The 15,011-nt window shown below is 41.4% G+C and carries 13 protein-coding genes; 3 read left to right on the forward strand and 10 right to left on the reverse strand.

Annotation, left to right across the window (positions count from 1 at the left end):
- Positions 1–103: 103 nt before the first annotated feature.
- The gene (locus ABS301_RS18375) at positions 104–805 is read left to right on the forward strand and encodes a hypothetical protein (RefSeq protein ID WP_349673597.1); all 702 of its coding nucleotides are present in this window, start codon (positions 104–106) and stop codon (positions 803–805) included.
- Here the strand turns inward: ABS301_RS18375 and ABS301_RS18380 are convergent.
- From ABS301_RS18380 to ABS301_RS18405, 6 genes are all read right to left on the reverse strand, one after another.
- A complete protein-coding gene (locus ABS301_RS18380) occupies positions 741–1,490 on the reverse strand; it encodes a GNAT family N-acetyltransferase (protein WP_349673598.1) in 750 nt (249 codons plus the stop codon). The two genes, ABS301_RS18375 and ABS301_RS18380, sit on opposite strands and share 65 nt — an antisense overlap.
- A 3-nt stretch (positions 1,491–1,493) precedes the next feature.
- Complete coding sequence (locus tag ABS301_RS18385; protein ID WP_349673599.1) at positions 1,494–2,012, reverse strand: peptidylprolyl isomerase; 519 nt, start codon at positions 2,010–2,012, stop codon at positions 1,494–1,496.
- Positions 2,013–2,312: 300 nt separating this feature from the next.
- Positions 2,313–3,272 carry a linear amide C-N hydrolase gene (locus tag ABS301_RS18390; protein WP_349673600.1) on the reverse strand — a complete coding sequence of 320 codons (960 nt, stop codon included), beginning with the start codon at positions 3,270–3,272 and terminating at the stop codon, positions 2,313–2,315.
- A gap of 53 nt (positions 3,273–3,325) precedes the next feature.
- Positions 3,326–5,371 (reverse strand): thioredoxin domain-containing protein, encoded by a 2,046-nt coding sequence (locus ABS301_RS18395; protein ID WP_349673601.1) that lies wholly within the window; start codon positions 5,369–5,371, stop codon positions 3,326–3,328.
- 35 nt (positions 5,372–5,406) lie between these two features.
- Positions 5,407–6,237: a C45 family peptidase gene (locus ABS301_RS18400; RefSeq protein ID WP_349673602.1), complete on the reverse strand. Its 831-nt coding sequence runs from the start codon at positions 6,235–6,237 to the stop codon at positions 5,407–5,409.
- 229 nt (positions 6,238–6,466) lie between these two features.
- Positions 6,467–7,819, reverse strand: coding sequence for an alanine/glycine:cation symporter family protein (locus ABS301_RS18405; RefSeq protein WP_349673603.1), 1,353 nt, complete (start codon positions 7,817–7,819; stop codon positions 6,467–6,469).
- 148 nt (positions 7,820–7,967) lie between these two features.
- On the opposite strand from ABS301_RS18405, the gene ABS301_RS18410 reads away from it, so the two are divergent.
- Complete coding sequence (locus ABS301_RS18410) at positions 7,968–8,951, forward strand: zinc dependent phospholipase C family protein (protein ID WP_349673604.1); 984 nt, start codon at positions 7,968–7,970, stop codon at positions 8,949–8,951.
- 74 nt (positions 8,952–9,025) lie between these two features.
- Here ABS301_RS18410 and ABS301_RS18415 read toward each other — a convergent pair whose 3' ends face one another.
- The gene (locus tag ABS301_RS18415) at positions 9,026–9,634 is read right to left on the reverse strand and encodes a hypothetical protein (RefSeq protein WP_349673605.1); all 609 of its coding nucleotides are present in this window, start codon (positions 9,632–9,634) and stop codon (positions 9,026–9,028) included.
- Between the two features lie 404 nt (positions 9,635–10,038).
- On the opposite strand from ABS301_RS18415, the gene ABS301_RS18420 reads away from it, so the two are divergent.
- Positions 10,039–11,565 carry a BCCT family transporter gene (locus ABS301_RS18420; protein WP_349673606.1) on the forward strand — a complete coding sequence of 509 codons (1,527 nt, stop codon included), beginning with the start codon at positions 10,039–10,041 and terminating at the stop codon, positions 11,563–11,565.
- Between the two features lie 122 nt (positions 11,566–11,687).
- On the opposite strand, the gene ABS301_RS18425 is transcribed toward ABS301_RS18420, so the two are convergent.
- From ABS301_RS18425 to rfbG, 3 genes are read right to left on the reverse strand one after another with little or no spacing between them, the layout of a single operon-like run.
- Positions 11,688–12,527: a LicD family protein gene (locus tag ABS301_RS18425; protein ID WP_349673607.1), complete on the reverse strand. Its 840-nt coding sequence runs from the start codon at positions 12,525–12,527 to the stop codon at positions 11,688–11,690.
- A 35-nt stretch (positions 12,528–12,562) separates the two neighbouring features.
- Positions 12,563–13,909 (reverse strand): lipopolysaccharide biosynthesis protein RfbH, encoded by a 1,347-nt coding sequence (gene rfbH, locus ABS301_RS18430; protein ID WP_349673608.1) that lies wholly within the window; start codon positions 13,907–13,909, stop codon positions 12,563–12,565.
- Between the two features lie 21 nt (positions 13,910–13,930).
- The gene (gene rfbG / locus ABS301_RS18435; protein WP_349673609.1) at positions 13,931–15,010 is read right to left on the reverse strand and encodes a CDP-glucose 4,6-dehydratase; all 1,080 of its coding nucleotides are present in this window, start codon (positions 15,008–15,010) and stop codon (positions 13,931–13,933) included.
- Position 15,011 lies beyond the last annotated feature (1 nt).

Consider the following 15,011-nt stretch of genomic DNA (forward strand, 5'->3'; position numbering starts at 1 on the left):
CCCCATTTCATCAATTTTTTATAATTATATATGGAGGAAATTTGTTAAATCTGTGATATAATCATAAAAGTATCCGGATTAAGAACAGAAAGAGGCGTATGATATGACCCCCTATGAAGACAAAACTTTAAAAGACTCACTGCAGGAAGAAAAGAATAAGTTAAAGAATATGAGCTTAAAGGACAGACTATGGTACATCTGGGAATACTATAAGATACCTATAATCGGAACTGTAGTAGCTGTTTTCCTTATTTTCTCTATTTTCTCTGCCGTACACAATAACCGGTTTGAAACTGCTCTTTCCTGCGTCATTTTAAACAGTCAGCCCGACAGTGAAAAGGACCTGGTAAGCGAATATTTTGACCTGGGCTTTCGTGAGTACCTGGGTCTGACCGATGAGACGAAGATTGACGTGGACCATTCCATGTCCATAAGTTTTGACAATTCCAATATGACTGAATTCACCTACGCAGAGCTGGCGAAACTGTCTGCCCTGATCTCCAGCAAAGAGCTGGACGTAATGATCGCAAGAAAGGACAGCATCGACCACTTTGGTGAGATGGGCGGCTTTTTAGACTTAAAGGAGGTTCTCCCCCCTGACGTCTATGACCAGGTAAAGGATCAGCTCTACGAAGTCACCAATTCAGAGACTGGTGAGACAATTGCCTGTGGTATTAAAATCGGTAATACGGATTTCTTAAAGAAGACAGGATTAACCATGAATGATCCGATTTTAGGCATTATAAGCAATTCCACTCGTACAGACACTGCGGTGAAGCTGATCCGATATGTGTACGGCCTGTAAGTTGAAATCCCAGACTTTTTAAAAGATTGACAGAGGCACGGTTTTCTTCCAGAACTCTGGCGTAGATCCTGTCGGTCAGAGAAGACGCGGCATATGTTAAAATCGCCTGGCATGCTTCTTTTGCATATCCCTGGCGCCTGTAAGGTGTAAAAATATGGTATCCCAGTTCCAGCGGGGTATCATTTTTTTTCATGAAGGAATACAATTCCTCATTTTCCCCAGGATCAAAATTAAACAGCCCTGCTTTTCCCACAATGGCCTTTTTTTCCCGGTCATAAAGAGCCCATATTCCATATTCGTAAAATTCATACTGCTGTCTGATATAGCTTTCTAATGTATTTCTGCTATAAAAAAGGACTCCGGTCTCTCCTCCGTCCGGCTCTTTTGGAATTTCATCTGCGTCAGCCATTACAAACTCCCGGATCAGAAGACGTCTGGTGTCTGTAATATTCCAGGGCATCCCTTCTTTTCTCCGGACCACGCGTTCCAACAGTTCCGTTGTAATATCCTCATAAGATTCCACCAGATAGGAAGCTGGCGAGAGACACTGGTCCGTCCGATTCCGGTCCCATAAACCAATAACAGCCCTGCCTTCTGCAAAAGCAGAGCGCAGGGCTTCATATTCGTCTGATACGGTAACCTGGAAATTCTTCCCTTCAATGATAATCTCCCGTTCCCACACCATAATTTATAAAGTCTCCGGTTCCTGATACTCTTCTCCGAAGGTATCTACTGACATAGACTGTATCTTCTGCTCAGCCATCGGACGGTCATTGTAATCGGTTTTCACGTCTGCAATCTTATTGACAATATCCATGCCTTCGATTACTTTTCCAAATGCAGCATAAGCACCATCTAAATGAGGAGCTGCCTTATGCATAATAAAGAACTGTGAGCCTGCTGAATTCGGATTCATGGCTCTTGCCATGGAAAGTACTCCTTCAGAATGCACTAAGGTGTTGGTAACTCCGTTCTGGCTGAATTCACCTTTTATGGAATATCCAGGGCCACCAGTTCCGGTTCCCTGTGGGCATCCGCCCTGAATCATAAATCCGTTGATGACTCTGTGGAAAATCAGTCCGTCATAGTAGCCTTTTTTTACAAGACTGATAAAATTATTCACTGTATTCGGTGCAATTTCGGGGTAAAGCTCAGCTTTTATCACATCACCGTTCTCCATTGTAATTGTAATAACAGGATTGTTCATGTTTTTTCCCTTTCTTGTATAAAGTTTAACATATGTGTGTATTTTATCAAATCATTAAGTTTTTGTCTAGCTGTTCATACTTTGTTTCAATTTCATTCAAAAATCTTTTACACAAACAACATGATTTCTTCATGTTTCGTGGTTATACTAAAACTGTAAATTAAATATGTTTATAAGATTTTTTTCATAATACTTGAGCTGATAATTCTGTTATCAGCTCTCCTCCCTTTTTGAAATAACTTTTAAGGAACTGCTGGTCGGCAGTTCCTTTTTTATTATTCCCTTTGAAATTTTCCGTATTCATTCCAGATAAACCGGTTGCATCATATCCATATTATTTTCATATAATCCTGCCACACAAACCTGCAGGCTATCATAGGTCTTAAAATAATACTCACATGTGGCAGTATTTAAAAATGCCGTATACTTTGTGTAATCATAAGACCCACGGCTTGTCATGACTGCTCCTTTTGGTATAGTAACGCCCTCCATGACGTGAAAACAGGATACCACAGCTTCTTTCCGATTTTGGGGAACTGGAAGAAATGATTTTAAATATACTGTCCGGACAAAACGGTCGGGTGAGGTAAAGCCTCCCGGAAGTGCTCTTGTTCCTCCTGCCTGACCGAATGGAGTAAGCTTTATGCCACTCCAGCTGGCTGCCTCCATTTGGTCAGGGCTTGCCTCCATATAATTTCTTAAATTTGTCATATGCCAGGGAAGATCCGGGCTATTTGCCAGAACACCCATGGGATTATCAAAAATAACCAATCCTTTACTGGTTAGTTCAATTACCACACAGGTACCTGTACGGTCTGTTGCAATCCAGTGAAGAGGTGCCGCTGATCCTGTAACCGGGTCTTCCATACCAATGATGGAAACCTGAATTGCCAGTGTTTTTAGTTCCTGGACTGATCTGCATTTTCCCAATATATAATGAAGAAATTCAAAGGAAGCAATGGGAAACCGATGTTCTTCCTTTCCCATTTCTTCATATCTGGCATATCCTGCAAAGTAAAGAGCTGCCGCTGCAAACCCGCTTTCATTCACTCCGTCAAAAAATCCCAAAAGTCCGTCTGTCTCCTGTCCTATTCCAATAAAGCTACAATCATCCTGCATCCTGGCACCGGTGAGAGCATTGATCCACTGATAGCCTTTAGGAACTTTAAAAAAGTGAGGATCTATTTCATAGGAAAAATCCATATTTCTTCCGAAAAAAACTTCCCCTTCTTTCGTCTGCAATGTCATAGCCGTACACATTAACATTCCTCTGGTTTTGATTATTTAATTATATATATGGCTGACTGTCCGATTTATGATGATATGGATTCAATTGCTTCTTTTAATTGCGCAATACAATCCACTGGTTTTAAACACGTTCCGTTTTTACAGAGATAAAACTGGCTTTTTGCGGAGTCTGCGGGATAATCCTTAGTAAACGGAGCGATTTGTGAAAGAACCACTTCATTTTCCGGATTTTTAAATATAATATCAATATCCGTGAAAACTTCCCTTTTTAAACCGGCAAGTTCTTTCTCTATTCCCGGCTGAGACGATACTGCAACCAGCTGTATATGAGAATAGAGAACTGTTTGTAATGCCAGGAGTGTAAAACTATGATTCGCCGGACTGGTCCGGGCTTCTCTTCCCATCCATTTTAACTGTTTTTTTAATATTTCCTGCCACGTAATTTCACCGGTTAAATGATAAAGTTTCCCTATCACATAGGCAGCCACAGAATTGCCTGAAGGCAAAGCACCGTCATACAGTTCCTTGGGGCGACTGATCAGCTTTTCTCTGTCATGTGCATACATATAAAATCCGCCATATTCCTCATCAAAGAATAAACGGATCATTTTCTCACAAATACTGACTGCTTTTTGAAGATATGATACCTCAAAGCATGCCTGATATAATTCTAACAGTCCGAATGCGTAAAAAGCATAATCATCCAATTGTCCATCATGTCCGGTTTCTCCATCCCGGTAGCGGATATATAGTCTGCCGTCCTTGTTCGTCAGCGTTTCTTCAATAAAAGCCTGTGCATTTCTGGCTGCCTGTAAATATATCCCCTCCAAAAGAATCTGATACCCCTTTGCCATTCCTGCAATCATCAGACCATTCCAGGAGGTCAGAATTTTGTCATCTTTATGAAGTTCAGTCCGCTTAAGACGATAATCATAGAGTTTCCTGCTAAGCGCAATGATCTTCTCATCTTTTTTTTCATAATCATCATTATTGATGAGATTTAAAATATTTTTCCCTTCAAAATTTCCATCTTTTGTAATTCCAAACCACTGACAGTAGAATGGGGCATCTTCTTTTAGTATCTGTGTGATTTCATCCTGGTCAAAAACGTAGAACTTTCCTTCTACCCCTTCGCTGTCTGCATCCTCTCCGCAATAAAACCCACCATCTTTATCCGTAAGGGTTTCCATAATGTAACCCAGTATTCCTCTGGCTGCTGACTGGTAAAATGGTTCTCTGGTTATTTTATAAGCTTCCAGATAGGCATAGGAAAGAAGGGCGTTATCATAGAGCATTTTTTCAAAATGAGGAACCAGCCACTTTTCATCGGTAGAGTAACGGGAAAACCCTCCCCCAATATGATCATAAATCCCACCCCGGTACATATGCCTTAAGGTTGATTCACATATTTCTCTGGCAGACTCGTCCTTTTCATAGATGGAATGGCGAAGGAGATAAATCAGATTATGGGGCATGGGAAACTTTGGTGCTCTCCCAAATCCACCCCATGTACTATCATAGGAGCGCTTTAACTGCGCGGCAGCAGTTAAGAACAATTCCTTACCTGGATCATCCTTACTGCCCCCACTGCTTTTTTCCTCTCCATTTAGATACTGGGTTATTTCTTCTCCGGCCTGTAGCACTTTTTTCCTGTCATTTTTCCAAAGTCCGTCTATCGCATTCAAAACCTCAATCAGACCCGTATTCCCCCATCTGCTGTGCTTTGGCAAATAGGTGGCCGCATAAAAAGGTTTCTGATCCGGAGTCATAATAATTGTCAGAGGCCAGCCTCCTGAGCCTGTAAGAGCCTGACAGACTGACATGTAAACCGAGTCAATATCAGGCCGTTCCTCACGGTCCACTTTGATTGATACATAATTTTTGTTTAACAGGCCTGCCGCCTCCTGATCTTCAAAGGACTCATGAGCCATGACATGGCACCAGTGGCAGGTAGAATAGCCGATCGATAAAAAAATTGGTTTGTCTTCAGCTTTTGCTTTCGTAAATGCTTGTTCACACCAAGGCCACCAGTCGACTGGATTATAAGCATGTTGAAGTAGATAAGGACTTTTTTCATGTATTAATCGATTGGATATTTTGCTTGTTGTCATAGGGCATTACCTCCTTAAATAAAGATACAGCCTTATTATACCCATTTATATAAACGAATGAGATCCTTCACAAATATTTCTTCGTTTGTAAATTGAATTTTATTATTATTTAAAAATCCATCCATTGACTGGATTGTTTTTTCGATCACAGAAATTTTCCACTTTTTGCTTAAATCTTTTTTAAAGCTAATATAAATTTCATTTTTTGTTGCTTCATATACGATTGAACACAGAGTATTCTCCTGACTGGTTTTCCTTAAAGCTTCAAATGCTTCATTAATTCCAAAGCCATGAATATTATTATGAATATATTCATGTGCACAAATATATCTGTCAGCACCAATCCCATTTACTTTATCATAATTTACTCCCTTAAAATCTCCATTTGGAAAATTAGTCATAATAATAAAATCATGGTGAATAGGACTTACTATATTTGTTACATCTCCTTCTTCCAGAATAAATGCATCACCAGTTTTATCAGCAATCATAGTATGTAACCCTAAATCTGGATATAATGGATTTCTAGGATACGATATGACTCTTTTATTAAGTATGTCATAAAATTCAGATGCTTTTCTTGTTTTTTTCAGTGCCTCGTCAAAAGTATTAAAAGCAAACCAATCATTCTCGTCACAACTTGATTTAAAACCCGGACTATATTGGACTGCCTGAGTACAAATAAAAAGACCCTCACTATTAAAACCAGCGATATCCCTATATTGATTAGCTACTAAGCCTGAAAAGAAAAATAAGCTCATATCATTATAACTACTGACTTTTAGTTTTAAGTCAATGTCATCAGTGTCAAAATTCATACCATAAATAGCTTTATTTTGACTGTATACTGCAAAACTTGTACACATTTTGGAACCCTCCTTTATATATATCATTTGTTCACCACTTTTTAAATTCCATCCATATGATATCACCAGACATCTCGTTGGTTCAACCTGCAACATGATTCTGAATCAAAAATGTGCCATTTAAGCATACATATCAGAGCCCTGCCCTCATAGATGAAATAAGGAGCAGACATTTCGCCTGCTCCCATACTACAGTATGATACTGCAGAATACGTCGGACTTCCATTTACTATTTTGGTACTCTCACTTCTTTCATTAAAAAAATGAGTGCGATAATATTGGGGACTGCCATCAGCCCATTCCAGATGTCGGAAAATTCCCAAACTGTTTCGAGTTTCGCCAGGCATCCCACAAATACTGCGCAAAGATAGAGAAGTGTATAGATCTTACCTCTTAAAATACGCTGCAGCGGATAGAGAATGTTTCGCTTTTTCAGGCTTTCCGCCAGATATCCCGCGGCCTGTTTACCAAGATAATACCAGGCTATTATGGTTGCAAATGCAAATACCAGCATGGAACCGGATACTACATATTCCCCCAGTCCCCCCAGTCGTTTAGAAAAGCTGAATGCGGTAAGGGCCGCGCCGTCATAACCGGAGCCTGCCGCGTCCCCTTCTGTCATACACAAAATCACAAAGGCGGTCATGGTGCAAATAATAATAGTATCAAAGAAAACTTCAAACATTGCCCACATTCCCTGTTTTTCAGGCGTGGTATTTTCAGCTGCTCCATGTAAAACAGCCATACTGCCAAGCCCGGCTTCATTAGAGAAAACACCTCTTGAAATGCCATATTGAAGGCTTTTACTGATTCCAAAACCGGCTGCTCCTGAAAAAACAGATACAGGCTGGAATGCGTCCTTAAAAATAACATGAAAAATATATGGAATTTTATCATAACAGGACATAATAACAACCATGGAGAACAGCATATAAATTCCGGAGGCAATGGGAATCATACGTTCCGAAACTGAAGCAATCCGGCTGATTCCGCCAAGAACAACGAGGCACACCAGTCCGGTCAGAAAAATCCCCACTAACCCAGTTGGAACCTGAAAGGAGTATTTAAGCGTTTCTGCAATGGAGTTAGACTGAACCATACTTCCCATTCCAAGTGATACCATGATGCAGAGAAAACTGTAAATCATACCGAGTGCCGGCAGTTTCAATCCTCTTTCCAGATATACCATAGGCCCGCAGATCCATGCTCCGTTCTGGTCTTTGTAGCGGTACCGGATTCCTAACATGGTTTCTGCATATCCTGTCATCATACCGATTACAGCAGATACCCACATCCAGAAGATGGCTCCAGGTCCTCCGGCTGTCAAAGCAGTCGCCACACCCACAATATTCCCAGTGCCTATTGTTGCTGCAAGAGCCGTACAGGCGGTTTGAAATCTGGTCACATCTCCTTTGTCTCCCTCTTCGTCTTCCTCCTGTATGCTCCCAATGGTCTGTTTCCACCAATAAGCAAGCTTTCTGATTTGAAAAAATCCGGTTTTAACCGAATAGATGATCCCAATTCCCAGAAACAGGAATAACAGCCAGGGTCCCCATACCATTTCGTGTATGTAATGAATCATTCCTTGTGCTCCCTTATGTCCTCTTTATCACATATTCGTGCCGGAATGATTGTATGAAAATTTCCATTCATTTTTATACAAATTTAACTTTACTATGATATAATCTTATTATGTGCTTAATTTTAACAACTAACGCGAGGTGAACAATATGCCCGGTTTTACCACCCACTACTTATTAGGTGTTAAAGCATACAACAATATGCCTAACACTCCTTTAAAACGAATTATTTCCAAATATCGCTGGCTCTATCAGCTGGGTCTTCAGGGTCCGGATATATTTTTTTATAATATCCCCATTCTTCGTCACAGGGATTACCGCAATGTAGGTTCCTATATGCATGAAAATCATGTAAACAGCTTTTTCGTTACCTGTATCAATCATATTGGAGCCATTGAATCAAGACAGCAGCGTGAGCAGGCCATTGCATACATGAGCGGCTACTTCTGTCACTATATTGGAGACTCCATCTGCCACCCTTATGTATATGGCAGGATCGAGTACGATATCAAAAACTCCGGGAACTATCACCATGGTCTTCATGCCATGCTTGAGAATGATATAGATGCTCTGTTACTCATGATTTATAAGCAAAAAAAACCTTCCCAGTTTAACCAGGCTGCAACCATCTGTTTAAACGGTCAGGAAATGCAGTTTATTTCCGGTTTTTTATCATCCTGCATCAATGAAACCTACTATCCCTTAAATTATCGGAATAATTATCAGGTTACCTCCCGTATGGTATCCAGATCCATCCTGGCGATGCGTCTGGGCTGCCGGACACTCGCGGATCCAAACAGCAGGAAGAAAAACAGCATAGAATTTGTGGAATCCTTGTTCCTTAAAAATCCTGTTGCTTCCCGTAAACTGGTTACTGATATCACCTCTGATCCGGTGGTAACATTTAATCTTAACCATGACACGTGGTGCAATCCCTGGGACCGCAGGCTTGCTTCTAAAGCTTCTTTTCCTGAGCTGTTCCATCAGTCCATGTCCAAATGCGGGAATGTATTTTTCCGGTTAAATGAAGAACTCACATCTCCTGTTCCGTTAAACAGCCTGGATCATAACAAATTACTGCGGGAACTGGGAAATTATTCGTATCACAGCGGACTGGCTGTCGATTCCAACTAAATTTTTATATTCTTATATTAAAAAAGCATGGATCTTAAAACGCCTCGCGTTTATCCATGCTTTTCATATATTCTTTACTTGGAAGCCTGTGTCTGCTCCGCTTCTGTTTCATCCGCAGCTTCCGTTTCATCCGCTTCTTCCGTATCATCAGCAGCGGTTGTTTCCATTACAACTGCACCTTCCTTTGGTACAATCTTCTCGTCAGAGCCTTTTGGAATATCCATATCCACCAGCCAGTATTGCTGCTCTTTCATCGTATAATCCGGCATAACAATTAAATGCAGATCATAGTCCTTAAAAAAGCCGCCGTAAGAAGTCTCAGTTGATTTCTCAAAGCTGAAATCCTGATCTGCTGCCACATCGTTTAAATAGCGAACTGCGGCATTTGCAAATGTAACTGCTTCTTCCGGAGTCGTCCCTGCTTTAACAACCAGATTTAAATCAAGTTTTTTCTCCTTCGGATCCATGCTGTAGTTTACGCTGAGAGCCATAGGATATTCTTTATTATCCACAAACTCTTCATCCATATCATTTCCAATCTGAGTCCAGTCCAATACGATTCCCTGCTGCGTTTCAAAGACAGGTTCTGCAGAGCCACCGCTTGCAAGAATATGGCTCTGGGTACAGCCCGTTAACAGCATCGCTGATACGGCACATATCATTAGCACTTTGTTCCTCATCATAATATCCTCCTTAATGAACATCACCATTATATCCGATCCTATCCTTTTTTTGTAGTGCTTTCAGCAAAAAGTCAGAAAAACTTCACAATTGCGTTAGACTTTTTGCTGGTATTAATGGCTTGTTTTTCCTCTATATTAAGGGCTGACTTGAAAGCATCCTTATCCGGGGGCATAGACAAAGAGCTATCTGCTACTATGCCCAAAACAGCATTGTGTACAAGGGTGGTTTTCTATTACCTGTTTCCAGTATGGTGCCATATCCTATTTTAATGCGCAAACACTTTCCCCATATATTTTAAAGAAATAAATTTATATGATTCAGCCTTGCATTTTTTTATAGACCGTGGTATTATGTTCAATATTAAGATATAAATATTATTTTTGAACTATAAAGGAGCCATGTCATGAACAACAAAGAGAAAATATCATTGATAAAAAAGCTGGATATTATGACCACCCTGGTACCATTTGCAGCAATCGTTTTATTATGTATCCTGTTTCTTACATATCCCAAGGCGTCAGGTGCTGTGCTGGCCTCCATACGATCCTTTATTGGAAATGAGCTGGGCAGCTATTACCTTATCGTAGGACTATTCACATTTATCTGCTCCCTCTACATGGCCTTTTCCAGATATGGAGCAATCAAACTGGGAGACTGTGAGAAACCCCAATATTCAAATTTCAAATGGGGAGCCATGATGTTTACCGCAGGTCTGGCAGCTGACATTTTATTTTACTCTCTTTGTGAATGGCTGCTCTATGCAGGGGAGCCCCATATAAAAGATATGGGTTCTGTACAGGACTGGGCTTCCACCTATCCTCTGTTTCACTGGGGTCCAATTCCATGGAGCTTCTATCTGGTTCTAGCCGTTGCATTTGGATTTATGCTTCATGTAAAGAAACGGACAAAGCAAAAGTATTCAGAGGCCTGCCGTCCGATCCTTGGTAAACTGGTAGACGGGCCAGCAGGGAAACTGATTGATTTAATCGCTGTTTTCGCTTTACTGGCAGGAACTGCTACCACATTTTCTCTCGCAACACCGCTTCTTTCCATGGCAGTCAGCCGGGTGACCGGACTGCCTGAATCCAGATTCCTGACCATAGCAATCCTGATCATTATCTGCGCAGTATATACGTTTACAGTATATTTCGGCATGAAAGGGATTTCAAAGCTTGCTGATTCCTGTACCTACTTATTCTTCGGACTTCTCCTTTATGTTCTCATTGGCGGAGGTCAGGCGAGGTATACCATCGAAACAGGAATAACAGCAATCGGTAACCTGACACAAAACTTCATCGGTCTGTCCACCTGGACTGACGCGCTTCGCACCTCTTCCTTTCCTCAGAACTGGACTATCTTTTACTGGGCGTACTGGATGGTATGGTGTGTGGCCACTCCCTTTTTTATCGGCGCCATCAGCAAAGGGCGGACGATCAGACAGACTGTTCTGGGAGGATATTTCTTTGGCTTGTCAGGAACGTTTACTTCTTTTATTATATTAGGTAATTACAGCCTCGCTCTTCAGACAAAGGGTATTCTGGATGTTATGGGTATCTATCAAGCAACACAAAACCTTTATCAGACTATTATGGCTATTTTAGAAACACTTCCATTTTTTAAGATGGGTCTGGTGCTTTTAGCTCTTACCATGATTGCTTTTTATGCCACCTCCTTCGATGCACTGACACTGGTTGCCGCTTCCTATTCCTATAAGGAGTTGCCGGAAGATGAAGAGCCTCACAAACACGTAAAGCTGTTTTGGGCTATCCTTCTGATGCTATTTCCAATTGCACTTATTTTCTCAGAAAATTCAATGGCAAATTTACAGACTGTATCCATTATTGCCGCTTTCCCCATCGGCATTATCATTATTCTCATTATCCTCAGCTTCTTTCGGGATGCAAAGGAATATTTAAAAAAGCAAGAATAATAATTTAATGAAAACTTCCGCTAAAATAACAGCAAGGAGATATGTAGTCCTTATAAGACAACGTATCTCCTTTTTGAAATTATTAACAGTTATGATTGGCTGGTAATCTGCAGCAGTCTTTTTTATTCATAAATCTGAATTTCCGTACTGGAGTGAGAGGGTACCTGCTTCTCCTTTGGAGGAAGTTTCTTATAATCTCCGTAAATCCAGGTAAGGACTTCATGCCAGCCCTTGGGAGCCATCAATTTGATATCTTCAAATTCCAGATCCACAGTTTCCTCACACCATTCTTTCTTTAAGGTCACATATAAATAATCCGGCTGATAATTACTATAGTAGCGCAGTCTGCTTTTTTTCTTCCGGTCTTTCACCGCTGCCCAGTATTGAAGTTTTCTTAAAACCCCCATAGGAATTAACTTGCCAATCAACGCCAGAATTCTGACACATATTCCATTTAACAGACTGTATTTTCTTAAATCAAGCTTATATCTGTGTCCCATGGAAAGTCCATAGATAATGGTATGAAGCAGCAAAGTTACGGTTGATGAAACCTTGTTTTCCGGCAACTCATCAATGGTAAATAAATCCACCCACAGATGATTCAGTCTGCCTTCATAATATTTCATCTCAGCAGTATCTTCATGGGTTCTGCTTTTCTTATAAATAATTCTGGCTGTGAAATCGTAAAAGGCCTTTCCTCTTCGCAGATCCTTTGGTTCAAGAAGTTCCATCTCTTCCGGCAGCTCTGACCGTACTACCTGCAAAAACGCCTCATAATTGGTACGGGTAAACGCTACATCTGCATCATCATCCCAGGGAATAAATCCTTTGTGCCTGACTGCACCCAGAAGTGTCCCGGCATCCAGTAAATATTGGATTCCGTGTTTTCGGCAGATCCGGTCAATCTCTTTTAAAATGCCCAGATTCGCCTGATGCACCTTGGTCAAATCATACTCCTTCATAACTCCTCCATTCTGATGAATCAGGAAAACGGAACTTAAGCCTGCTGGTTTAAGCCTTCTTTTATGGTCTTCGCCATGTAATCGATCATTTCATCGGTCATCCCCGGATAAACCCCAATCCAGAATGTGTCCTGCATAATCCGGTCTGTATTCTTCAGTTCACCTACAACCCGGTATCCGCTTCCTGATTCCCGCATCTGATTAAAGCATGGATGCTTGGTTAAATTGCCTGCAAAGAGCATTCTGGTCTGTACACCTTTTGATTCCACATACTGAACCAGCTGGTTTCTGTCAACGCCCTCTTTACAGGTAATAAGAAATCCGAACCAGCTTGGTCTTGATCCAGGACAGGGCTCCGGAAGAATCAGTTTTCCCTCTGTACCCTTTAACGCCTCGTAAAGACGGCTGAAATTATGGCGTCTGCGTTCAACAAAGGAGGGGAACTTTTCTATCTGTGCACAACCGATGGAAGCCTGCATATCCGTTGCCTTTAAATTATAGCCGAAATGAGAGTAAACGTACTTATGGTCATATCCCAGAGGAAGTTCGCCGTACTGGCGGTCAAACCGATGTCCGCATAAATTGTCTGTACCGGAAGGGCACACACAGTCACGTCCCCAATCCCGGAAAGAACGGATAATCCGGTTTAACAGAGAATCATTGGTGTAAACTGCTCCACCCTCTCCCATGGTCATGTGGTGAGGCGGGTAAAAGCTGGAGGTCCCAATATCTCCGATGGTACCTGAGAAATGCTCTTTCCCATCTAAAGTATAAACGGTGCCCAGTGCATCGCAGTTATCTTCCACAAGCCATAAATTATATTTATCGCAGAACGCCTTAACTGCCGTTAAATCATAAGGATTACCAAGTGTATGGGCGATCATGACTGCCTTTGTCTTCTCAGAGCGGGCTGCCTCCAGCATGGTAACATCGATGTTGTACTGGGGAATGGTCACGTCAACAAATACCGGTACTGCGCCATATTGAATCACTGGTGTTACAGTTGTGGGGAATCCCGCCGCTACTGTAATTACTTCATCTCCTCTTTTGATCTGACGCTCTTTTAAAAGCGGGGAAGTAAGTGCCATAAATGCCAGTAAATTTGCTGATGATCCCGAATTGACCAGGGAACAAAACCTTACTTTTAAATATTTAGAGAATTTCTTCTCAAATTCATCGGTATAGCGTCCTGAGGTAAGCCAGAACTCCAGGGAGCTATCTACCAGATTAACCATTTCCTTACTGTCATATACTCTGGACGCATAAGAAATTCTGTCACCGTCTTCAAACGGCTTCTTCTGATTGTGATACGTATCACAGTATTCCTTTACAAGTGCAAGGATTTCTTCCCTTGCCTCTTTTTCTGTTTTTTTATCAAACATAGAATTGTTTCCTCTCTTAATCTATTGGTTAAAAAATTCTTTGATCTGAAGATCCATTACCTCAGTCATATCTGCTCCGGCCAGATATTCTCTGGTCCATTCCACAGTCTTTTCCACGGCTTCCTTCACTCCATACCTGGGCGTCCAGCCAAAGACCTTTTTCACCTTTGAGCAGTCCAGCTTTAAAAAGCTGGCTTCATGAGGTCCTCCATCGGGTGTGACAGACCAGGTAATTCCCTGTCCCCATGCTTCACAGAATAAATTGGTTAACTCTCCGGTTGTGACACAATCCTTATCATCGGGACCCACATTATAGTATCCCTGATAAGAAGAGTCCTCATACTGCTTCATGGCAATTGTCATATATACAGCCAGAGGCTCTAAGACATGCTGGTAAGGTCTTGTAGAGTCAGGATTTCTAAGTACGATTTCCTGGTTTTTCATGGCAGACCGGATGCAGTCCGGAATAATTCTGTCATTTGCGAAATCTCCTCCCCCTATAACATTGCCAGCCCTTGAAGTGGAGATAGCTGTTTTCCCCTGGGAAAAGAAGGACTTGGCATAGCTGTGGGTCACCAGTTCCGAACAGGATTTGCTGTTGGAGTATGGATCATAGCCATCTAAGGGATCATTCTCCCTGTAACCATATTCCCATTCCTTATTTTCATACACTTTATCGGTTGTTACATTGAGAAAAGAACGGACCGTCTCAGTAAGACGGATGCATTCTAAAATATTGACCGTGCCCATCACATTGGTCTCATAGGTGTAAACCGGATCCTTATAGGAATCTCTTACAATGGGCTGTGCTGCTAAATGAAAAACAATCTCCGGTTTTGCCATATCAAAAACAGTTTTTAAATGATTTAAATCCCGGATATCTCCAATGACAGAATTCATCTGTGCGGATATATCCGCTACTTCAAACAGCGCGGGATCCGTAGGTGACTGGAGTGAGTACCCAGTTACCTCTGCTCCTGCTTTTATCAGCATACGGCTGAGCCATGCTCCTTTAAAACCGGTATGCCCGGTAAGAAGAATTCTCTTTCCTTTGAAAAATTCAGAAAGTTCCTTCCAGCGGTCATTTGTTTTATTCGTCATA

Origin of the sequence: Lacrimispora sp., from assembly GCF_031982545.1 — a bacterium.
Taxonomy (GTDB): domain Bacteria; phylum Bacillota; class Clostridia; order Lachnospirales; family Lachnospiraceae; genus Lacrimispora.